The sequence below is a fragment of the Pedobacter humicola genome (genome assembly GCF_056490705.1).
Genome location: NZ_JBWJIG010000009.1, coordinates 200,903 through 223,049, shown reverse-complemented (window position 1 = coordinate 223,049; position 22,147 = coordinate 200,903). Strand labels below are relative to the sequence as shown.

Annotated in this window: 20 protein-coding genes; 2 read left to right on the top strand and 18 right to left on the bottom strand. The window is 39.9% G+C overall.

Annotated elements, in window-relative coordinates; genetic code table 11:
- Nucleotides 1-95: 95 nt before the first annotated feature.
- The 13 genes from AC04Q1_RS15715 to hemA all read right to left on the bottom strand — a co-directional run bounded on the left by AC04Q1_RS15715 (nt 96) and on the right by hemA (nt 14,208).
- Nucleotides 96-893 (bottom strand): outer membrane beta-barrel protein, encoded by a 798-nt coding sequence (locus AC04Q1_RS15715; protein WP_478365531.1) that lies wholly within the window; start codon nt 891-893, stop codon nt 96-98.
- A 93-nt stretch (nt 894-986) separates the two neighbouring features.
- Nucleotides 987-1,748: a hypothetical protein gene (locus AC04Q1_RS15710; protein ID WP_478365530.1), complete on the bottom strand. Its 762-nt coding sequence runs from the start codon at nt 1,746-1,748 to the stop codon at nt 987-989.
- Complete coding sequence (locus AC04Q1_RS15705) at nt 1,729-2,298, bottom strand: RNA polymerase sigma factor (protein WP_025146912.1); 570 nt, start codon at nt 2,296-2,298, stop codon at nt 1,729-1,731. The genes AC04Q1_RS15710 and AC04Q1_RS15705 overlap by 20 nt, the downstream gene beginning before the upstream one ends.
- 350 nt (nt 2,299-2,648) lie before the next feature.
- A complete protein-coding gene (locus AC04Q1_RS15700) occupies nt 2,649-3,806 on the bottom strand; it encodes a hypothetical protein (RefSeq protein ID WP_478365529.1) in 1,158 nt (385 codons plus the stop codon).
- Nucleotides 3,807-4,014: 208 nt separating this feature from the next.
- Entirely contained in the window at nt 4,015-4,575 is a 561-nt protein-coding gene (locus tag AC04Q1_RS15695; RefSeq protein ID WP_478365528.1) for a CopD family protein, read from the bottom strand.
- A 27-nt stretch (nt 4,576-4,602) separates the two neighbouring features.
- Nucleotides 4,603-5,628 (bottom strand): uroporphyrinogen decarboxylase, encoded by a 1,026-nt coding sequence (gene hemE / locus AC04Q1_RS15690; protein ID WP_478365527.1) that lies wholly within the window; start codon nt 5,626-5,628, stop codon nt 4,603-4,605.
- Between the two features lie 212 nt (nt 5,629-5,840).
- Nucleotides 5,841-6,356, bottom strand: coding sequence for a hypothetical protein (locus AC04Q1_RS15685; RefSeq protein WP_478365526.1), 516 nt, complete (start codon nt 6,354-6,356; stop codon nt 5,841-5,843).
- On the bottom strand, nt 6,356-7,060 hold the full coding sequence (locus AC04Q1_RS15680) for a response regulator transcription factor (RefSeq protein ID WP_025146905.1): 705 nt from the start codon (nt 7,058-7,060) through the stop codon (nt 6,356-6,358). The genes AC04Q1_RS15685 and AC04Q1_RS15680 overlap by 1 nt, the downstream gene beginning before the upstream one ends.
- Before the next feature lie 8 nt (nt 7,061-7,068).
- Nucleotides 7,069-7,935: a sensor histidine kinase gene (locus tag AC04Q1_RS15675; protein ID WP_478365525.1), complete on the bottom strand. Its 867-nt coding sequence runs from the start codon at nt 7,933-7,935 to the stop codon at nt 7,069-7,071.
- 132 nt (nt 7,936-8,067) lie between these two features.
- Entirely contained in the window at nt 8,068-9,438 is a 1,371-nt protein-coding gene (gene hemL / locus AC04Q1_RS15670) for a glutamate-1-semialdehyde 2,1-aminomutase (protein ID WP_478365524.1), read from the bottom strand.
- 176 nt (nt 9,439-9,614) lie between these two features.
- Nucleotides 9,615-10,583, bottom strand: coding sequence for a porphobilinogen synthase (hemB, locus tag AC04Q1_RS15665; RefSeq protein WP_478365523.1), 969 nt, complete (start codon nt 10,581-10,583; stop codon nt 9,615-9,617).
- A 239-nt stretch (nt 10,584-10,822) separates the two neighbouring features.
- A complete protein-coding gene (hemC, locus tag AC04Q1_RS15660; RefSeq protein WP_478365522.1) occupies nt 10,823-12,403 on the bottom strand; it encodes a hydroxymethylbilane synthase in 1,581 nt (526 codons plus the stop codon).
- A 578-nt stretch (nt 12,404-12,981) separates the two neighbouring features.
- Nucleotides 12,982-14,208 (bottom strand): glutamyl-tRNA reductase, encoded by a 1,227-nt coding sequence (gene hemA / locus AC04Q1_RS15655; protein ID WP_478365521.1) that lies wholly within the window; start codon nt 14,206-14,208, stop codon nt 12,982-12,984.
- Nucleotides 14,209-14,347: 139 nt separating this feature from the next.
- On the opposite strand from hemA, the gene AC04Q1_RS15650 reads away from it, so the two are divergent.
- On the top strand, nt 14,348-14,731 hold the full coding sequence (locus tag AC04Q1_RS15650) for a DoxX family protein (RefSeq protein ID WP_478365520.1): 384 nt from the start codon (nt 14,348-14,350) through the stop codon (nt 14,729-14,731).
- 224 nt (nt 14,732-14,955) lie between these two features.
- The gene (locus AC04Q1_RS15645) at nt 14,956-15,783 is read left to right on the top strand and encodes an alpha/beta hydrolase family protein (protein ID WP_478365519.1); all 828 of its coding nucleotides are present in this window, start codon (nt 14,956-14,958) and stop codon (nt 15,781-15,783) included.
- Between the two features lie 165 nt (nt 15,784-15,948).
- Here AC04Q1_RS15645 and AC04Q1_RS15640 read toward each other — a convergent pair whose 3' ends face one another.
- From AC04Q1_RS15640 to AC04Q1_RS15620, 5 genes are all read right to left on the bottom strand, one after another.
- On the bottom strand, nt 15,949-17,223 hold the full coding sequence (locus AC04Q1_RS15640; protein ID WP_478365518.1) for a mechanosensitive ion channel family protein: 1,275 nt from the start codon (nt 17,221-17,223) through the stop codon (nt 15,949-15,951).
- A 181-nt stretch (nt 17,224-17,404) separates the two neighbouring features.
- On the bottom strand, nt 17,405-19,384 hold the full coding sequence (gene ispG, locus AC04Q1_RS15635) for a (E)-4-hydroxy-3-methylbut-2-enyl-diphosphate synthase (protein ID WP_478365517.1): 1,980 nt from the start codon (nt 19,382-19,384) through the stop codon (nt 17,405-17,407).
- A 371-nt stretch (nt 19,385-19,755) separates the two neighbouring features.
- Entirely contained in the window at nt 19,756-20,367 is a 612-nt protein-coding gene (locus tag AC04Q1_RS15630) for an RDD family protein (protein WP_478365516.1), read from the bottom strand.
- Nucleotides 20,368-20,456: 89 nt separating this feature from the next.
- Entirely contained in the window at nt 20,457-21,443 is a 987-nt protein-coding gene (locus tag AC04Q1_RS15625) for a LiaF transmembrane domain-containing protein (protein WP_478365515.1), read from the bottom strand.
- 5 nt (nt 21,444-21,448) lie between these two features.
- Complete coding sequence (locus AC04Q1_RS15620; RefSeq protein WP_478365514.1) at nt 21,449-22,144, bottom strand: PspC domain-containing protein; 696 nt, start codon at nt 22,142-22,144, stop codon at nt 21,449-21,451.
- Nucleotides 22,145-22,147 lie beyond the last annotated feature (3 nt).

Genomic DNA, 22,147 nt, shown 5'->3' with positions numbered 1-22,147 from the left:
AATGGGGAAAACCAAAAAAAAATCCTGTTTCGCCTAACCGAAACAGGATCTGTTTTATTGGTGTGTTATCAACTCCCCTTTAGGGGATTTAGGGCTTAATTCAAGCCAAAGGTAAGTCCGAAGCTCATGTTCTTTAAACCAGCCTGCTGAGCGGTGGTAAACATATCGTTAAAGTAATATTTGGTAAACAAACCGATACCGCCATAACCAAATCTAATGGTACCGCCGTAACGAACCGATTGGAAGTGATAACTGTCGTATTGTTTTTCTTTACCACGCTCCTCACTCACCTGTTTAATTTTTCCGTTTAGCAAAAAGCTCACTTCCGGACCTAAAACCAGATAAAATCTTTTACCGTTCTTGTTTTCGCCAGTGCGGAATTCGAAGTTTAAGGGAATATGTACATAACTGCTCGAGAAACGGTTTTTAGAGAAATGTACAGGTGCCTGATCGGTGTAAACAAATTCGCTCGAGTTTTTAGCAATAGTGATATCTTTTCTTAAGCGGATTAAAGTCCAATCAAATCCACCGGCTACATACACTTTAAAATTAGAGTTGAAACGATAGCCCAATTGCAGGATATCAAAAGAGAAGGTACTGGTTTTACCGCCTTTATAATCTAAGAAATCGTTATTAGGGGATAAATTGAAACTTCCATTGTCGATTAACCTGGAGAAACCCCAATCCACCCTGGTAAAAGTAATTCCGCCTACGAAACGGCCTTTTTTAGGATCTTTATTTGTGCTATCTTTTCCGTCTCTGGTTATTTTTACAATACCGTAATCTAAATCTTTTCTGTTTCTTTTAATTGAATCTTGTTGTGCAAAAGCACCGGGAGCCATAACACCGGCAAGTCCGCTTACCAAAAGTGTTGTATAAATTAGCCGTTTCATATCTATGTGTGTTTTATTGAGGGTTTGAATAAATGAATTATTGAGTGGTATAAATGCTGTAATCTTAATCTGTAAATCCTGATCAATCCTGGCTTATTTCTTATTCCGTTTTCCTATTTTAAACGGGCCGATATTAATCGATGACAAAGAAGAATCATCGTCATCCGTGCGGAACTGGATCAGTTTATCTTTTCTTTTGTCCATTTTGTTAACGATCAGGTTTACCACATCGCCAACGTTACGGATACCTTTATTACTTTGTTCATTATCGTTAATGGGTTCATCTGTTTTAACTGTTGTTTGATTGGCTGCAATTACAACATCTGCTTTAGGCTGTTCAAGAATTGCCGCGTCAATTTGTGCTTTGATATCTTTTTTAGGATCTTCAACCTGAGCAACCATCGTTTCTTGTTTCTGCATTTGAGGTGCAGTAATGATAGCCTGTTTTTCTACCGGTTTAACAACATTTTGTTTAACCTTAGTTTTGGCAATCGTACTTTCCGCTTTACGTTGAATTGGTAAAACTGGTGCGATATTTTCAATAGGTTCAACCAATTTAGTAACAGTATCCTTAACAACTGCCGACTGTACTACCGGTTTCGTTTTTTCAATGGTATTACCGGCCAATTGTTTACTTCCACTGGTCGTGTTTTGTTGTTGATAAATCAAAACACCTATCGTAGCGATCAGTAATACAGCAGCAGCTGATAACCAATAAATGGATATGATCCTCTTTTTCTTTGAGGCTATTTCGCTTTCAATGTTGCTCCATAAATCCCTCGAAGGTGTTACCTCTGCATCAGCAAAAGCATCCTTAAACAATTGATCAAAATCCTTATCCCGTATAGGTTGCATAACCAAATCCCTCCATTTTTATAATTTCCTCTTTTAATATTGCCCTTGCCCTCGATAGCTGCGATTTACTCGCGCCTTCTGAGATGCCAAGCGTTTCTCCAATTTCCTTGTGCGAATAACCTTCTATTACATACATGTTAAAAACCATGCGGTAACCATCTGCCAGTTTCTGTATTACCTTCATCAAATCCTGCATCCCTAAGGTGCCAAAATCAAATCCGGTTGAAGGTTGTTCGTAAGCTTCATCTATTTCCACCACATTTAAGCTGCGTAAATTCTTACGGTAACTTTCAATCGCAGTATTTACCATTACGCGCCTTATCCAGCCTTCAAAAGAACCATCGCCTCTGTACTCTTTTATTTTTTGGAAGATTTTAATGTAGCCCATTTGCAATACATCTTCTGCCTCCATCCTATCTTTGGCGTAGCGCATACAAACGGCCAGCATTTTCGATGCCGTTTGCTTATAAAGCAGCTCCTGCATCTTCCGGTCGCCAGCTTTGCAGCCTTCCATCAAATCGTTTATCGTATAGCTTCGCGTCAATTTCATTGTGTGTTTGTATATAGAAGATGGGCAATTACAAACAATGGTTGCATGGGGAGAAAGAAAAAGTTAAATAAAGTTAAAACAGGGATTCATACCAGTTGATTATCAACAAGATATAGTTTAAATAAATTTAAAGAAAGATATAGATTTTTTATCTGAAAATGAACATGCAGTATTTTATTGGGAACAGCAGTCCCGCTATTCGCTTCAAAGCCTTGGTTCGTTCCTCACCTTCGTGTTTTTCGCTGCTATCGGGTTTAGAAACAAGGCAACTGCTTGAAAATAAAAACCCCCATAGGTTCTGGAAACCTGCGGGGGTTGAAATGGCGTGAACTTAATTATCCTAAACTGTGCTATCTTCCATCCTTTTTTACCTTAAACAATTTAAAATCTTGTTTATAGGTTAAAAAGAACGAATGGTTAAACTGAAGTTGTTTATCAGTATGGTCTAAATCGATGTGTGGTTCAAAACGCACATCAAGATACAAATGTGGAATCAACTCTTTTTGATAGGCATAACGTAGCGAAACAATATTTCTCGCACTTTGCTTCAAGCCAGGACTGTACAGGTTATCGGATACCGATTCGTAAAGCGGCATACCTTTAATCGAAATAAAATTGTTGCCTTTCCAGTAAGAGGCTACTAAACTTCCCCATTTACTTTCTACACCTGCATTTAACCACAAACCAAAGCCACCTTCGTAAGCCTTTCTTTTATCTGGTGAAAAATCTTTATACACGGCAATATAGTTATCCGTATACACCTGTTTAATATTACCATTAATGTCTTTATGCAATTTTATACCTGTTGCCCCATTAAACATGGTTGTAATCGGAATTTCTTTAAGTACGTCAATTTGTCCACCCTGATGGAAAGCCAAAAACTGTGCAGGAATGCTTAATTTCCAATCATCGTTTTTTATTAAAAAACTTTCTGTTGATAAACCACCAATGATTTCTTCTTTTGCCGGGTCGCCCTTGTAAATCATCTTTTGCCAGGCAATCCAGGCATCTAAAGTAAATTTCTGACGTTCCACCAATAACTGTGTACCATATTCGATCGGCGTAGTGATGGTTCTTTCGAAATCGTATAAAGGTTCGATATATTTATGTTGAATGTTGCCTTCTAAACTTCCAAAAATCAGGGTCAGGTTTCTTTTATGGTATTTTACACTGAACAATGGCTTCGCATCTGAAATGCCGTTTCTTCCAAAATCCTTTCTGATGAACGCACCAGCGGTAATGGCAAGATTAGGATGCGCGTAATACACAATCTGAGGTTGCAACTGCGTGCCATAAAGAGTGTACCCATCGTGAAAATCGTTGGTATACTCGTAATTACGGACGTAGTTTAAATTGTAAAAATTGAAGTGCACCTCATTGGTTAAACTGCTATCAGGGCGGATCCGGTTTTCAAAAGCCGACTGGTTAAACTGTGCCGAAGCCAAATAAGCACTAAAAAGAAAAGGTATTAAGAGTAAGGCCTTTTTCAGACCTGTAATTGTAAACATGAGCTTGGATTTTATCGCCCAAATTTAGGATAGTTTTTTGGTAAAGTATCAAGTAGCGTGTAGCAAAGTATCAGGAAGCTGATGCAAGTTTACGAAAAGGAAACAAAGTTAATATGAGTTGACTACCCATGCACAAGAACACAAAGCTTTTGAGGCACTTCTAATGGCAAATAATTATTGGTGCATTAGCACATTTATGGTGTAAAGATTATTCTCCACGCTTTTTACGATAGTTTTTATACAGTTTAACTGCAATCATGATTGCCATCGCTACCCCCATTATGCCGATTAAACCGTAGATCCAGTTGATGGCACTCTTAAGAATCACTACAAATACAATGGCAATCATAAAAATGGTAGCCAGTTCGCGCCATAACCTCAACTGAAAGCTCGTTAACCTGTATTGATTGTTTTTAAGCTGTTTAACGATATTTTGGCAGATAAAATGATAGATGAGCAAACCCACAACAAAACCGAGCTTAACCCACATCCAATCCATTTGTAGCAAACCTTGATTTAAAGTTAGCATAGAAGCGCCGGCCAAAACAGAAATAATCATCGCTGGGGTAGCAATAATTTTCCATAAAGTAGCTTCCATTTTAACAAACTGCTTCTGAAGGATACTCTTTTCGGGCTCAGGTTTATCGTTGGCCTCCGTATGGTAAATAAAAAGACTTAGGATATAGAACAGTCCCGCCATCCAGCTGATTACAAATACAATGTGTACTGCAAGGAAGTAATGGTAATATGGCAACAGGGTTTCTATCATTTATCTATTTAATAAGGTGATGAGAATTTAATACCTAAATTCTTTAACCACGTCAATTGCATACTTTACGTTATCGAAAGGAATATCAGGCATAATACCATGACCTAAATTGAAGATAAAGCCTTCGGTACCGCGCATGCGTTCGAATAGTTTATGGATCTGTGCCTTAATCACTGCTTTATCGGCATATAAAATATGCGGATCTAAATTTCCCTGAACGGCAATGCCTTTTGGCAAAGCATTTTTAATGTTCAATAAATCGGCATTCCAATCTACTGAAATTACATCCGGTTTGGCTTCTGCCATAATCGGTGCAAAAACAGAACTTCCTTTGCAGAACGAAATCACCGGAATATCTTTTCTATTTAAATTGGCAATAATTTCCTGAATATAACGGTGAGAAAATTCCTGATAATCATTCCAGGATAAAGCAAGTGCCCAACTGTCGAAAATTTGAACAGCATTAACACCAGCAGCAATCTGAAGGTTCAGATAATCGGCCGTTACCTTTGCAATTTTAGCCAAAAGCTGGTGTGCCAATTCTGGCTGGTTGTGTATAAAAAGCTTGGTTAATTTAAAATCTTTAGAAGAACCGCCTTCAATTAAATAACTCATTACCGTAAATGGGGCACCAGCGAAACCGATCAATGGGATTCTGCTATCCAACCGTTGTTGTATCACTTTAATCGCATCAGCAACGTACTGCAATTCATCCAGACAGTCGACATTTAAGTTTTCGATATCCTGGGCATTACGTACCGGATTGGCAAACTTCGGACCAACCCCTTGGGTAAAGCTCAATTCGCCACCCATAGCCTCACCAGTTACCAAAATATCACAGAATAAAATCGCCGCATCAATATCCAACAAATCAACAGGCAACATGGTCACATCAGCAGCAATTTCGGGAGTTTTGCACATCTCTAAAAAAGAGTACTTGTTTTTAATTTCCCAATATTGTGGCATAAAACGACCTGCCTGACGCATCATCCATACTGGCGGGCGTTCGGTTTGTTTTGAAAATGCAGCGTCTAAAAATAAATTATTCTTCATATTTTGTATTTGGTATCCATTGTTCAACGTCACCCTCATCCGATAGCTATCGGATTTATTTCAGGGTCTTAATAGCAAAAAAGATGCTGAAACAAGTTCAGCATGACGGGCGGCCTAAAAATTTAATTGCGCAAAGGTATAAATAAAAAAAAAACGAAGTACCTTTTTATTCCTAAACTGGTGCTTCGTTGTTCAAAATGACAATACTAATATTATATTTTGCTTATTTCTTTTTCAATTTTAACGATAATATCTTTCGATCGTTGTGTTTCGGCCAGTTCTTTGGCCAATTTGGTATAAGCTTCTGCCCTTTCTCTGTCCTTCTTCCGTAAAGCAAGATTGGCCAGGTGGATCAGTACATACGATTTCTCGTTCTTACCGCCTACCGGAAAACGACTGGCCAACTGAAAATGATATTCAGCCTTATCGTAGTCTTCTTCTTTCAGCGCCATATTGCCCTGCATAAATTCGTAATAACCTCTCCGGCTTTTGGCCAAACGCTCTGGTTTAGCTACCTCGGCCAATAAAGCTTTGGTTTTACCGAATTCGTTATTTTTGAAATGCTTCGATGCCATTAACACCGAACCATGTTTAAAATGGCTCCAAACAACAAAGGCAAATAAAAGCCCTGAAACAGCGGCCAGCTGATATTGATTGTAAAAAACACAAACCAATGCAGCAAGCACAAAAACTGCCATTAAAGCATATCTGCCCTTATTATTGTACATTAATGACTATCAGTGAATTTATAACCTACCCCACGGATAGAGTGGAAATAAACTGGATTTTTTTGATCTGGTTCGAAATACTTACGGAACGTTAAAATAAAGTTATCAATCGTTCTGGTTGATGGATAAACATCATAGTTCCAAACGGTTTCTAAAATCTGCTCTCTTGAAACGGCATCGTTTTTACGCTCGATTAACAGTTTCAACAACATCGTTTCCTTTTTGGTTAATGGTGTGATGGTACCATCATCGTGTTTCAATTCGAAAGAGTTAAAATAAATAGTTTTATCGCCGATTTTGTAAGAATTCAATTCTTTTAAATCATCAGATTTTAAACTGCGTTTAACCAAAATGCCAACACGAAGAATCAATTCTTCCAAGTTGAACGGTTTAACCAAATAATCATCAGCACCTTTTTTCAAACCCAATACACGGTCTTCCGAAGTATTTTTAGCAGTTAAAAACATAATTGGAACTTCTGCATTCTCTAAACGGATTGTTTCACAAACCTGGAAACCATCCATCTCAGGCAACATTACATCTAAAATGATGAGGTTGAAGCGTTCTTCTTTAAAAATTTTAAGAGCGGTTTTGCCATCTTTAACGGCGTGAACTTTATAACCCTCAAGTTCGAGGTTTAATTTGATAGCATCTAACAAGTGATCCTCGTCTTCTACCAATAGAATTCTTAATTTTTGTGACATAATTGAGATTAACTAAATGTTACTTCAAAAATACTTCCTTGGGGCAGATTGTCTTTTACTGTAATATCTGCATCATGGTATTGTAAAACCTCTTTCACAATAAACAAGCCTAAACCTGTTCCTTTCGCTTTTCTGACATTCTCGTTACCAACTCGGTAAAACTTATCAAATATCAACATTTTTTCGGCATCTGAAATACCCGGTCCCTTATCAATCACACTTAAATGAATATGACCATCCACGTCGTTTAAATGCACATTTATCTCATCACATGGACTGGAATACTTCACCGCATTTTCAATTAAATTGGTCACCACTGACGATAAGGCAAATTTGTCACCTACTATCTGCAAATTTGGCTGAATTTGGGTGCTGATCAATTGTTCGTTGCCACAAGAGTGGACCTGCAACCGGTCTGTAATTTTATACACCAATTCAGAGAAGTTAAATTCTTCCTTCGGAAAGGTATAAGAACGGTTTTCGATCTTGGTAGCCAATAGCATATTTTCGACCAGATCGTCTAAACGCTCAATGTCTTTTAACGAGTTATTCAGTAACGAAACCTGGCGGGCTTTATCCAGATCTCTTTTAACAATGGTTTGGATCGAAAGTTTTATAGCCGCCAAAGGAGATTTGAGCTCGTGTGTAATCGACATCAGGAAATTTTGTTGTTGCTCCCTTAACTTATCCTCGCGTTTTAGCGATTGGTGCAGAAAATACCCTCCGAAGCAGAGTAGAAATAAAAATACCGACCCTTCGCCCATAATCATGGTCATGCGGCTGGGTTGCAAACGCACCACCAAAGTGCCCCAAGAGATGAGTTGGATTAACGCGTAAAGCAATAATGCATAAAATATAATTATAGATTTCTTCATTCCCTTAGGGTTGATACACAGATGTTTTTACACAAATGCCTGATTGCAAAGATTATTTGATTACACAGATTTACAGCATCCCCATGGCTCGTGTCTCCACAAACCATGGCACAAATTTATATTTCTATAGTGTTATTTCTTAAACACTAAATCCAACGCTTCAAAAATAGCTCTTTTCGCTTTCTCTAATTCGATCTTTGTATGTGCTGAAGATACGAAACCAACTTCATATCCCGATGGACCTAAATAAATTCCCCTGTTTAATAACTCACGGTGCATTATTTTGAATTTCTCCATGCTGCCAGCATCAATATCGTCAGCCGACTGGATTTTATCTTTATCGGTAAAAGCAAACCAGAAAATAGAGCCAATGGTAAATACCTTGAATTTATAGTTGCGTGCTGTTGCAAAACGTTGGATGCTCGCCACAAATTCCTGCGCTTTTGCATTCAGGTCTTTATAAAAGCTTGATTTATTCAGTTCTGTTAAGGTAGCGATGCCTGCAGCCATGGCTACCGGGTTTCCTGATAAAGTTCCTGCCTGGTATACGCCGCCATCAGGAGAGATATGCGCCATAATTTCTGCACGTGCACCATACATCCCAACAGGTAATCCCCCGCCGATGATTTTACCATAAGTAACGATATCAGGAGTAACGCCATAATGTGCTGCTGCGCCTTCAAAACCTACCCTGAAACCGGTGATTACTTCATCAAAGATTAGTAGTGAACCGTTATCCGTACAGATTTTACGCAAGAAATGAATATACGCTTCGTCCTGAATAATCAAACCATTATTCGCCGGAATTCCTTCAATAATTACGGCAGCAATCTGATCTTTAAACTGTGCAAAAGCCTGTTCAATGGCTGTTTTGTCATTTAAAGGAATCACAATGGTTTCTTCTGCAAAGGACTTTGGCACTCCTGCTGAAGAAGTTTCGCCAAAAGTAACTAGGCCCGAACCTGCTTTAACCAATAACGAATCGCTATGGCCATGGTAACAACCTTCGAATTTTAAAATTTTATCGCGACTGGTAAAACCTCTTGCCAAACGTATTGCCGACATTACCGCTTCGGTACCTGAACTGGTAAAACGGATTTTCTCTACAAAACGGTTATTTTTAATAATCAGTTCTGCCAATTCATTTTCTAAAGCTGTTGGCGCACCAAAACTCATTCCGTTCTGCATGACTTCAGTAACCTTTTCACGGATTTTAGGATTGTTATGTCCTAAAATTAACGGGCCCCAGCTCCCACAGAAATCGATAAACTGGTTGCCATCAGCATCCCAGATAAAGCAACCATCACCTTTTTCGATAAAAAGCGGTGTACCATAAACAGATTTAAAAGCCCTTACCGGAGAGTTTACCCCTCCAGGGAAATAGGTTTTCGATTTCTCGTACAGTTCTGCAGATTTAACCCTCGAAATATCAGGTTTACTTCCTGTATTTACCGGAATATCGGCTTCGTTGCCTGAAAACATTTTTTTTAATGAATCTAACATTTTATTAAGGTTGAAGGCCAAAGGCAGAAGGCAGAAGGGTCTTGGGCGCATAACCCATAACCGTTAACCATCAACCTTTCACCTCATTATGTTTTGTAGGTTTTAGAACGGATTGTTAAGGATATATAGATTGTGGCATATAAACCCTCAACCTTTAAACCCTCTACCTTCCACTTCTATAGCCAATCGTTATTTAAAATATCTTTAATATGGTAAGTGGTAATAATACTTGCACCCGCACGGGCAAAGGCATGCATGGTTTCCATCACTACTTTTTGCTCGTCTATCCATCCGCGTTCGGCAGCTGCTTTAACCATCGAGTATTCGCCCGATACATTATAAACCGCAATCGGCAAATTGGTATCCTGTTTTAACCGCTGGATAATATCCAGATAAGCTAAACCTGGTTTCACCATTAACACATCGGCACCTTCCTGTTCATCCAGTTGTGCTTCACGTAAAGCTTCCAGTGGGTTTCTGAAATCCATCTGGTATGCTTTTCTGTCGCCTTTGCTCGGCGCACAGTCTGCAGCCTCTCTAAAAGGGCCATAATAAGCAGAAGCAAATTTTGTGGCATGGCTCATAATGGCCGCGTTTACAAAACCATTTTCATCCAAAAGATGACGCATGGCTTCAATCCTTCCATCCATCATATCCGACGGTGCAAACATATCAGCACCCGCTTCAGCATGCGTTAAGGCCATTTTAGCGATTACTTCAACCGTTTTATCATTTTGAACATAATCGTTTTCCAAAATACCGCAATGACCGTGTGTGGTATAAGAACAAACGCAAACATCGGTAATCACATATAAATCATCACCGAATTGTTTCTTTAACTCACGAACCGCGGTTGGCACTAGGGAATGATCGTGGTAAGCCGACTTTGCATCTTCCGATTTCTCATCACCCACCCCAAAAAGCATAATTTTGTTCAGGCCTTTTTTCATTCCCGCCTCAACATCCTTCACCAGGGTATCAACCGAATAATGGTTTACGCCAGGCATCGCATCAATGGCATGGGTAACATTACTGCCTGGTACTATAAAATAAGGGTACACAAACATATCTTTCGATAACCGGGTTTCGGCTACCATCTCTCTCACTAGTGGATTTTTCCTTAATCTACGCGGACGGTTTAACATTTTTTTAAGTATTTAGTATCAAGACTGATTTATCGGGTAGCAAGACCTTAACTGGTATCAAGATTATGCTATCGAGTATCAAGGCTTGAGTATTTTCTATTTTTCCTTGCGGGATGACTACACAGATTTTTGGATTTAGTATCAAAATTGTAGTATCGAGTATCAGGATATTAGTATCCAGTATCGAGACAAAAGTATTTCAACATTCCTCCCTAAACCATTTAACCTTTGCCTTCCTTCTACCTTACTTCAATCCCAAACACTGCTTCAGCCAATCCAATTTCATCAGGCGAATAAGGCAAAGCATATTTTACGCCCATTTCGTCGAACTTTTTACCAGTAGAGTTACCTATCGCAATTACCTGTTGGCCTGGTTCCAATAAGTTATCGGCAAAATAGGCATCCACATTAGATGGACTGGTGAAAATCAACACATCGGCATAACTCTGGTCGATATCTTCTTCTATTACCGTTTCGTAAATTGGCAGATCAATAATTTTAGCATCTGCTGGCAATGATTTTTGAATTGATTGCAAAGAATCCTGCGCCCTTGGGAACAGTACCTGCTGTCCACCAACCAGTTTTGCAAAATCTTCTGCTACTTCAGTAATATCTCCACTGGTTCCAACAAAATCAGCAATATGGCCAAATTTACGTAAAGCATCTTCCGACCCTCTTCCCACTACACCAAACTTCGTTTTCTTTGGCAACAAGGGTTTTAAGTTGAAAAAATATTCAACGCTGTTACGGCTACTGAAGAAAATCCAGTCCAGATGTCGTAAGATAAACTGATCTAAAACCGTTACAATTGGGAACGTACGGATTAGCGAACGACCCTCTATTTCTATATTATTATTTTCCAGTGCTCTGCGGAAATAACTGTGTTCGCCAATTTCGCGCGAGATAAAAACCTTTGCCGGTTTCTTTCTTTCTGCATTAAATTTGGCTACAATTTTCTCTGCCAAACCTTCTGTTGTATCGGCACGTAAAAATAAACGTTCAGGAAAATCGTCTGCAGTTTCAGCTTTTGATGTCCAGATTTCGAATTTTCCATTCTCCTTTTGGCAATAACAACCCAAAGGCATATGGCAACCGCCTTCGAAAAGGTTTAACACTTTACGTTCCACATTTACCGTTTCGGCAGTTTCCGGATCGTGCAGTTTCTGTAGTGCATCAAAAAGCTCGGTATCATTTTCTCTGATCTGGATGGCCAAAGCACCTTGTGCTGGTGCCGGAATAAATTCCGTGGTTTCGAGTTCTTCCACATGTAAATCGCTCACATCAAGATTTAAACGCTTCACACCTGCCTTAGCGATCAAAATCGCATCATAATCTTCGTCGCGGAGTTTTTGGATCCGGGTGGGTACGTTTCCACGCAAATCTTCAATTTCCAGATCGGGACGTAGGCCCAATAACTGCGCTTTACGTCGATTGGATGAAGTTCCCACCATCGCACCTTTTTTTAGCGAAAGTTTCTGCGAAACATCTACACAATCTTTTAAAATCAACAGATATTCGCTTGCTTCTTCGCGTGGTGGCAAAGCCGCAATGATCAATCCATCAGGATGTGTGGTAGGCAAATCTTTAAGGCAATGTACGGCCAGATCAATTGTTCCGCCCAAAAGCTCTTCTTCCAGTTCTTTGGTAAAAAAGCCTTTGCCTTCCAGTTTATCCAATCTTAAATTCAGGATTTTATCGCCCTGCGTTTTAATGATTTTTATTTCTGCTTCAATTCCAATGGCTGCCAATTCATCTTTTATATGATTTGCTTGCCATAATGCCAGGTCGCTACCGCGTGTTCCGATGGTTAATTTCTTCACTATAAAGGTTAAATGAGTTGCAAATTTAATTTAATTAGTGGTTTATACCATGAATTGTTTAAAAATGAGACAGTGAGGTTACAGAAAGGATAATTTAAAGGATTTCTGTGACATTACACAATCGGTTTGTTATGCTGAGGATAATCACATGATGCTTAGGATTAAATGCGGAGTTATTCTTACCTACGACAGACAACATAGCCGCCCGGCTAACCCCAGGAAGGCCCAAAGCAGACGCTGGCTTTACCTTTTAGGTAAGCAAAAGGTAAAGGATAGGTAAGCGATAGGTAAAGAAAAGGTAGAGAACAGGTAAGCAAAGGGTTAACATGGGGTTAACCTGGTACCTAGAAAGGGTAAAGAATAATCCGGAGCCGGAGGTACGGGGTGGATTCTTGAGTTTGGCGTTAACCGGGGCGACCAACATGCGGATGTGGTTACCACAGAGCTTTGTCAATACAGCTGGCGCCAGCCTAAACAATATTTTTAACACTCTATCGTGTGCTTGCCGGGTTTTATTAGAATGGGATCTACGGCCATTAGCGTTCTCTGAATTGCCTTAGCGCCCTTTTTCGGTTAAGTTAAGGTTGATTAACCAGAATTTCTTTGGCCATAATCATCGGAACGCTGATGCATTTTTTCTCCATGTAATTCATTACACGTTCTAAAACCTCACGCGATGCTTCGTCCATCTGGCTGATTTCATCAGCAAATACACCATTTAGGGCCGTATTTTTGATCTCTTTGATTTTACGCGGCACATCCTGCATCGCCAGTTCGATACGGCGTTGTTTCAACACATAAAAAAACTCAGCAATGTTATTGCTAATAATTTCTTCCGCATGTACCAGTTCGTTGTAACGCTCCTGGATATTCTTGCGTGCCACTTCTTTCAGCGATTCTACCTCAATATAATGAACCGGATTATTGTGGATCACCGCAGGCGTAACATCATTGGGGATGGCCAAATCTACAATTACCTTTTTGCCGGTTTCGCCATTCAGCAACCTGGCGTACAATTCTTCGCCAATAATTGCTTCGGTAGAACCTGTACAGGTAATGATCACATCAAATCCTTCATTAAAATTTTCAAGCGCTTCTAAGTTGTAGGCTTTTCCGTTTAACTCTTCGGCCAAAGTTTCGGCTTTCGAAAGTGTACGGTTGAAAATGGAAAAATTGGAATATTTATGTTTGTTAAGATATTTTGCAATATTCTGGTTGGTTTCGCCGGCGCCGATAATCAGGATACGTGAGTTGCCACACATATTCAGTTCTTTTAATTTGCGGTAAGCCAACGAGACAACAGAAACAGGATTTTTCGAAATATTGGTATGTGTATAAACTTCTTTTGCCGTTTTCACTACCCTATCCATGATCATGCGCATGTAATCGCCTGTAAATCCGGCATCGCGGCAGTTTTCGTAAGCTTTGCGAATCTGCGCAAGAATTTCCTTTTCGCCAACCACCAAACTCTCTAAAGAGCAGGATGTTCTGAGTAAATGGTTAAAAGCCTCTTCATTTTCGTAAACAGAAACATTATCCAGAAAACGCTCCATAAACTCGGGAGGCAGGCCCATGTCTAAAACGGTAAGAAACCGCGTTACAAATTCCTTGTCGGTTTTCTCCTTGGTAAGGAAAACAAACTCAACACGGTTACAGGTTCCAATATAGAAAATTTCGCTAACGGGAAGCTCTGCTTGAACATTCTTCAACCTGCTATCTAAACTCTGATCACAAATAACTAATTTCCCTAAAGATTTCAGGTCGATGTGGTGATGCGTAAAAGCTATTACTTTTAAATATTCCAAGTGATTCCGTTATTAACTATTATCGGGATACAAAAGTAACATGGTGAAGGCATGTGACTGTCATTAACCTGTAATTTACATCAATTTAGAACGGTTTTAAATAGAGGTGCCTGGCGATTAATTTTACTATCTTGATTTCATGAATAAACCAATTCGCAAGTTTTTTCTTTGGGCATATGCCATTTTCTATATTCTAGCCGGATGTAACCACTTTTTATCCACTGGAGTATATTACGTGATCATGCCAAAATGGTTGCCTGTACCTGGCTTTTTAATTTACTTTTCGGGGATAATAGAAATTATTCTAGGCATTTTATTACTGTTCGCGAAGACCCGAAAGGTTGCGGCCTTGTTGATTATCCTGATGCTGATTGCCTTTATGCCGGCCCATATCTACATGATCCAGATGGCGCCGTTCATGTTGGGTAAAATATGGGTAACCCCGTTCATAGCCTGGGCAAGGTTGCCATTTCAGTTATTGTTTATTGGCTGGGCCTGGTATTATTACAAAAAAACAATTTGATTATTCTCATTGAATATGCGTCATTTCGAGCGGACCCGATAGATCGGGTGCAACGAAGTCGAGAACTACGATTGCTTAGCGAAGCTAAATCTAGGATAATAAGTCTCGCCCCATCTGTTCGGGCAGGCATTCCACTGTGTTCGAGCCGAGATAACGCGTCCTCTAAAAACACACAACAAAATTGGATTTCGTAGGTTTATATTTTAGATCAACTCTTTTAAATTATGATTACACAAAGCAATTTTAGCCTTAGCGGTGCCGACGGAAAATTAATTATTGGCGACATTACTTTCGACGAGAAAAACCCAAATACGCCCATCATCCTTTTTGTACATGGCTTTAAAGGTTTTAAAGATTGGGGCGCCCATAATTTAGTGGCCCGGTATTTTGCAAGCAATGGTTACCGTTATGTAAAGTTTAATTTATCACATAGTGGTGTGCCGGTTGATGACCCTAAAGATGTGACTGATATGGAAGCCTTTGCCAGCAATACGGTATCAAAAGAGCTTTTTGATGTAAACGCAGTGCTCGATTTTATTGAAAAAGCCTATGGCAAAGATACAAAGGTGAACCTGATAGGCCATAGTCGTGGTGGCGGATTATCGATTATCGAGGCTGCTAACGACTTAAGAATTAACAAACTGATTACCTGGAGCGCTATTGGCGATTTTAGCAGTCTGTGGAAAAAAGAACAGGAAGCCGAATGGAAAAAGAATGGCAAAATCTTCGTCACCAATGCCCGCACCAAAGAACAGATGCCTTTAGACGTAACTTTATTAGAAGATTTGGAAGAAAATTCAGCCGCATTGAATATTCTAGATGCTGCCAAAAGGATAAACATTCCCTGGTTAATTGTCCACGGCGATGATGATGTGAATGTGCCTTTTGAAACTGCACAAACTTTGGCTGAGGCCAACCCAAATAGCAGATTGGTTAAAATTGAAGGCGCCAACCATGTTTATGGCGCAACACAACCTTACACTAGTGAAACTTTGCCGCCGCTGCTGTTTAAGGTTTGTGAAAAGGTTTTGACATTTTTACGAGAAGATTAATCCTTAATTGATGGTCGTCACACTGATCCGATACCTATCGGATTTATTTCAGGGTCTGGTCAAAGCCAGAAAGATGCTGAACTGAACCCAGCGTGACGACCGTATAAGCAAAGGAACTGGAAATTAAGCGCTATGAATAAATATTAGGCTGTAAAAGCTTGTTAATTAATCATCCCCTCGCCGCACAAAATTGCGCATATCGCTGCCACTCGGGCTTTGGAAAATTTCGAGGTCAAAGTAAGGGACCGCAGCCAACAGGTGATCAAAAATATCGGCAGCTACTTCTTCGAAACGCTTTAATCCCTTCTCTTTCGAGAACACATAGATCTCGATTGGAAGTCCGTTTTCTGTGGCCTGTAACTGGCGTACCATAAAGGTTAAATCCGTGTTGATATGGGGGTTGCTCTCCAGGTATTTCTCCGCATAAACCCTGAAAGTCCCGATGTTGGTCATATGTCGGCCATTCACCAGATTATTTGGATTCACCGTATTTTCGGCATTATAACGCTCGATAAAAGTTTGTGTTTCTTTGAGGTAATCTTTTAGAAAATCGATACTTTGTAACCTTCCGATCAATTCTTCATCGCAAAATTTAATGCTCGAAATTTTAATATTAATGTGTCTTTTAATCCTCCGGCCCTCACTTTCTTCCATGGCGCGCCAGTTTTTAAAGGATTCGCTCACGATGGCATAACTGGGCACAATGGTAACCGTTTTATCCCAGTTCCGCACTTTAATGGTCGTTAAATTAATTTCCGTTACCTCGCCATCCGCACCGTATTTTTCTACGGTAATCCAATCGCCCACTCTCACCAGATCGATGGCACTCATTTGTACCGAAGCCACAAAACCCAAAATCGGATCTCTGAAAACAAGGATAAAAACAGCGGTAACCGCACCAAAACCGCCAAAAACATAGAGTGGCGATTCGCCAAGAATAATTGACAGAATCAGTACAAAACCAACAATGTAGAACACAATTTTGGCTACCTGTTTATAACTTCTGATCGGTTTATCGGCATATTTCTTTGATGATTCCATGATGGAAACCAAAGCATTCAAAAATGCATTGATGGCAAACATCACTGCTAAAACCATATAGATTTTAGCAAAAATTAAGGCATAAAAGAGCCAGTTTTTAAAATCGATAAAAAGATAGGGAACAACGTTATAGATAATGTAGGCACCAAAAATTAAGGCAAAAGCCCTGAAAACCCTAAATTCGAACAGCGCCTTTTGCCAGTCGGACTTGGTTTTGGCACTTTTTACCACACCGATAAAAACCTGCCGGGTTACGAATATGGTGATGAACAGAAACAGCACAACGCCAACCAGTCCGATAAAAAAATAGGAATAGATCAGTTCGCCACCAACAAGGCCTTTGCCTGCCAGCCAGTTTCGAAGTTCGTTAAACAGGTTATGAAACTCAGGGATGTTCATTAAGGCAATTTAGGATTTATTGGTCAAAAAGTTAAATGGTGCTAAATAAAGCAAAATGGTTTGTGAGACACAAACCATTTGGATAACTCATCGGCCATGTCCTCACAGGCCGAAAATAAAATGCATGAATTAAAATTACACATTATACTGGCCTGCGAAGACACAGATTTTGGTGCATATTTTAAACCTTTTCTACCCAATTGCCATCATCTTTGATAATGTCAATGAGCTCATCAAGTGCATAAGCTGTAGTTACGTTTTTCTTCACTACTTCTTTGCCGCGGTATAAAGTAATTTTATCTGGTCCGGTACCAACATAACCATAATCGGCATCTGCCATTTCACCAGGCCCGTTTACAATGCAGCCCATGATACCGATTTTTATGCCTTTTAAGTGGTCGGTACGCGAGCGGATCAGTTGTGTGGTTTCTTGTAAGTCGAAAAGCGTTCTGCCGCAGCTCGGGCAAGAAATATATTCTGTTTTACTGATACGTGTACGGGTAGCCTGCAAAATACCAAAACTGGTTGAATTGATTAACGACAGGTTCTGTCCCTCTGAATCAATCCAAATACCATCACCAAAACCATCTGTAAATAAAGCACCGATATCCGTAGCGGCATACAGCATCAAATGGTCGGCGTCGGCATCCTGATAGGTTCTTTTTATAATCACAGGAATTTGTATGTGTTGTTCTTGCAAGGATATAAAAAATGTCCTTTGTTCGGCCATTCCGTGTAATGCAGAAGTTTTGAGGATTAAAACCACATTGGATTGGAATGTTGGAATGTTGGAATGCTGGAATGTTCCGGCATCCACCTCAATAAAGTTTAAAAATTCATCTTTAATTTCAGCTTCCTTAAACTCCTCAAATGTGAATAAAGGATGGCAGTTGTTTTTATCCTGAAGTTTTAGCCAGGTTTGGTAATTGTACACCTGTTTTAAATTCCCGGGGAAAGAAAAAGATGGCAGATTATCTCCCAAATAAGCCAAATCACAAGCCTGATCGGCTAAATTATATTTATCTAAGCCCGCGCTGTAGTTATAGCCTACCGAACTTAAAAAGTAGGGATCTTTTAAATTTTCTTTCGATACATCGATCATCACAACCGGATGATGATGGCCACCAATGTGCTGAACAGGAGTGGTAACGCGGCGGTTGTATTCGTAAGGGGAATAAGTTGGGCGTTGGGAGTCGGGAGTTGTGACCTTTGCAGGCGACTCAAAACTCTGAACTCCAGGCTCCGAACTCCTTTTCGAGTAGCGGTCTGCCAGAGCCTTGGCCACTGGTGCTTCGAATTCAGGATCTTCGGTTAGCGAAACCCGGATGGTATCGCCCAGTCCATCTTCTAATAAGGTCCCAATACCAACGGCTGATTTAATACGGCCATCTTCGCCGTCACCAGCTTCGGTAACGCCCAGATGCAGCGGATAATTCATCCCTTCTTTCGCCATGGTTTCTACCAATAAACGGTAAGCCTGAACCATCACCTGGGTATTACTGGCTTTCATTGAGATCACCAGGTTATAATAGTTCTGGTCTTCGCACATGCGGATAAATTCCATGGCAGATTCTACCATTCCACGGGGAGTATCGCCGTAATGGCTCATGATCCTGTCGGAAAGTGAACCATGATTCGTTCCGATGCGCATGGCCGTACCATACTCTTTACAGATTTTGACTAGGGGAATAAACTTTTTATAAATCCTGGCTAACTCTGCGTTATAAGCATCCTGGGTATATTCTATATTTTCGAATTTCTTTTTATCTGCGTAGTTTCCTGGGTTAACACGCACTTTTTCTACAATCCTGGCGGCCATTTCGGCAGCATTAGGTGTAAAATGGATATCGGCAATTAATGGAACATGATAACCACGGAAACGCAGTTCTTTTTTAATATTGGCAAGATTTTCGGCTTCTTTAATGCTAGGGGCGGTAATACGCACATATTCACAGCCCGATTCTACCATACGGATGGTCTGCTCTACCGTACCCAAAGTATCCATAGTATCGGTTGTCGTCATCGATTGGATCCGGATCGGATTATGCCCGCCCAATGCAATGTCGCCAATATTTACTTCCCGGGTTAAGTACCTTGAGTAAGTTGTTAAACTGTTGCAATATCCACCAGCCAGATCATGTTTTGCCAATATATTTTCCATCTGTTTGCAAAGATAAGGATTGTTGGAATTTTTGATGTTGTAATGTTGTAATTAAATCAGTTGATTTATCAGGAATAATTTGATTTTTTCGGAAACGAAACTTCAGTATTGTCTGGCAATTGTAGCCCCGCTCCCGCTTCTGCCGATGGAAATATCGGCATCCTGCTTTGATCGGGTTTATTTTTTAGCGGTGGGTGGGTTTGGCACCGTTGCACCAACCCAGGTGTATAAACGGGATGAAAGCGGCATCCTCCGATTTAAGCATTATTGTTTATTATTTTGTGGTATGCTTGCTTGTTTCACAGGTTTTATCGGAGATATAGCATACAGCCCGACCAGCAAAAACAGATAGGCCAGTCCTGCTTTTCCGATTAAATCAACCTGTCTTTTATCACCAAAGTATTGGCAGCGATATCATGCCAGCACTGGTTTTTCTTATTAAGAAAACTGTAGAGGTAACCAAAGAAAACAGGAATTACGGACAAGATTTTAGAAAAATTTCTGATTATAGAAACGCCAAAAGAAATCCGGCTCCCTTCTAAATCAGTTACTTTAATGCTGAGCAATTTTTTACCTATTGTTGCCTGATTTTTGGTTGCCTCAGCAATGCTGCCATAAATCAGTTTAATGATAAATATGGATGGAAATGGAATCAGAAAAGCCATCATCCGCTGGTCTTTGCCTTCTATAAAGATAAAACTCGTTAAAACGGCCAGGATATAGAAACCAAAAATAATAAAATGATCAATTACCGTTGCCAGTAAACGCTGATCGAAAGCGGCAAAATATTGAGGTGCGGTTTTTTGATAGCTAAAACCCAAAAGCTCACGCAATTCGGGAATTGCATGAGCTTCTTTATAATCGTCCATTCCGGGTTTGCGGATAAAAGTATTCGCACTGATGTTTAAATCTTTCAGCTCGGCTAAACTATACGGCCCTTGTGGCTTACCATTAATTACGACTGTGTATTGATCAGGATTCATTCGTTTATATCAGGATGGTTTAGATGTTAGGATTTCAAGATCAATGCTCAGGAATTTTCTTCCATTTCCCATCTAACATCTTCCATCTCCTAATATCTGCTCACCTCAAAGTTACTCAATCCACCATCTAAATTGATAAAGATTTTTTTAGTGGACGTTTTGTAATTTGAAGTTTCGTAAACACCCTCGCTTAATTTCTCAAATCCGTCGAAATCTTTTGCAGATAAACCTGTTTTCGTTTTAATCCTGCAACCTGAGTTGGCAGGTACCTTAATTTTAACATCAGCTACACCCGACTTTACGATCACATCGGTTATCGGCAACAGATCTCCGAACTTAATATCAAGGGCAGCTGCCCCGCCATCAAAACGGAAAGTACGTACTTTGTAATCAGCAAAATCAAAATTTGCTTCGCCCGCACCAAGTTTCATCAAAATATCCCAGTTGGCTCCCTTATTTAATTTAAAATCAACATCGTTACCACCATCGCCAAAATTCCATTTGTTCTTTTTATCGTCCATTTGGAAAGTAAGCACTGTGGCACTATCGGTAAGTACTTTCTTTAAAGAGAAATTACCATGTTTTTTCTTTATATCGGCACTAATCAATTCTGAAGTTTCGCCATCAAGGTTAAATGATATACCGCCTCCTGAAATATTCAAAACTGTTTTCTTGGCATTATCAGCAGCTACAAATGGTTCTGACAAGCTTGAATGATAGGATACTGTATCCTGGTCATTGTCGTTATCATTATCGTTGTCGTCATCATTCCTATCGATATTGACATCGATGTCCTTTTTAAAATGGCGTCCCCACCAGTTACCGTATTCTGGCACCTGCTGCCCTTTATAAAAGAGGAACGATAAGGCCACCACCAGCACACCGATCGAAATCATGCTGCCTGTTTGTGAATTGTTTTTATTGAACAGGATATTTAAGCCTGCTATGATTAAGAATACAGGCCAAAAGCTCCACACATTGCGCCAATAAAATTCGATTACGCCAAAGTTTTCGAGTAGAAGTACACCGCCGATAAAAAGCAGGATGATACCCCAAATTAATCTATCTAATTTCATTTTGTTTATAATTGAGGGTTAGCGGTTGTTGAGTTGTCGTCTTTGTTAACGGGTGTTGCAGGTTCATTTTCTACAGCTGTTTCCGAAAAATCGGCAGTTTTTTGCTTTTCTGTTTCCTGTTGGTGCTGAAAAGCCGCCCAATCGTTCTTCCTTTTTGATTTAGCAATAATACTTACCCCTAAAGCGATAAATATTAATGGCCACATGTACCTAAATAGGTTACGGATACTAAACCAATCAGGGATAAAATCCATTTCGCGCATCAGGAAAAAACATCCAATTACAAGCAGAACCAATCCGCCGATGGTACGGCCGGTATCATTCGACTTATTGAGCTTACTGAAATCGGCCTGTGTTTCAAAGGGTATTTTTGTTGTAGCATCAACAGGTTGTGTCCAGTTTGCATTTCCCGGATTAGCCGGGCCAGCAAAAGGATCAGCAGATCCAAATGGTGGAGTGTTGGGTGTTTTGTTACCGAAGTAATCGTTAAATTTTGAGAATCGTGCTGCCGGATCGTTGTTTACCGGAACTATAATCCACATCACTATATAGGCTATTAAGCCACCTCCAGCCATAAATATAGCTGATAATGCAAACAATAATCTGATTATGGTAACCTCCACCTGCATGTAATCTGCAAGTCCCGAAGCTACACCGGCAATCATCTTATCGTGTTCGTTTCTAAAAAGCTTCTTTTCCATAAC

Coding starts and splice junctions, on each gene's coding strand:
- hemB (WP_478365523.1), bottom strand. CDS start 10,583: ATGTTAAACCGTCCGCGTAGATTAAGGAAAAATCCACTAGTGAGAGAG.
- ispG (WP_478365517.1), bottom strand. CDS start 19,384: ATGGAAAATATATTGGCAAAACATGATCTGGCTGGTGGATATTGCAAC.
- AC04Q1_RS15625 (WP_478365515.1), bottom strand. CDS start 21,443: ATGAAATTAGATAGATTAATTTGGGGTATCATCCTGCTTTTTATCGGC.
- AC04Q1_RS15675 (WP_478365525.1), bottom strand. CDS start 7,935: ATGAAGAAATCTATAATTATATTTTATGCATTATTGCTTTACGCGTTA.
- AC04Q1_RS15680 (WP_025146905.1), bottom strand. CDS start 7,060: ATGTCACAAAAATTAAGAATTCTATTGGTAGAAGACGAGGATCACTTG.
- AC04Q1_RS15705 (WP_025146912.1), bottom strand. CDS start 2,298: ATGAAATTGACGCGAAGCTATACGATAAACGATTTGATGGAAGGCTGC.
- hemL (WP_478365524.1), bottom strand. CDS start 9,438: ATGTTAGATTCATTAAAAAAAATGTTTTCAGGCAACGAAGCCGATATT.
- AC04Q1_RS15650 (WP_478365520.1), top strand. CDS start 14,348: ATGAATAAACCAATTCGCAAGTTTTTTCTTTGGGCATATGCCATTTTC.
- hemE (WP_478365527.1), bottom strand. CDS start 5,628: ATGAAGAATAATTTATTTTTAGACGCTGCATTTTCAAAACAAACCGAA.
- AC04Q1_RS15685 (WP_478365526.1), bottom strand. CDS start 6,356: ATGTACAATAATAAGGGCAGATATGCTTTAATGGCAGTTTTTGTGCTT.
- AC04Q1_RS15700 (WP_478365529.1), bottom strand. CDS start 3,806: ATGTTTACAATTACAGGTCTGAAAAAGGCCTTACTCTTAATACCTTTT.
- AC04Q1_RS15695 (WP_478365528.1), bottom strand. CDS start 4,575: ATGATAGAAACCCTGTTGCCATATTACCATTACTTCCTTGCAGTACAC.
- AC04Q1_RS15620 (WP_478365514.1), bottom strand. CDS start 22,144: ATGGAAAAGAAGCTTTTTAGAAACGAACACGATAAGATGATTGCCGGT.
- AC04Q1_RS15715 (WP_478365531.1), bottom strand. CDS start 893: ATGAAACGGCTAATTTATACAACACTTTTGGTAAGCGGACTTGCCGGT.
- AC04Q1_RS15710 (WP_478365530.1), bottom strand. CDS start 1,748: ATGCAACCTATACGGGATAAGGATTTTGATCAATTGTTTAAGGATGCT.
- AC04Q1_RS15645 (WP_478365519.1), top strand. CDS start 14,956: ATGATTACACAAAGCAATTTTAGCCTTAGCGGTGCCGACGGAAAATTA.
- AC04Q1_RS15640 (WP_478365518.1), bottom strand. CDS start 17,223: ATGAACATCCCTGAGTTTCATAACCTGTTTAACGAACTTCGAAACTGG.
- AC04Q1_RS15630 (WP_478365516.1), bottom strand. CDS start 20,367: ATGAATCCTGATCAATACACAGTCGTAATTAATGGTAAGCCACAAGGG.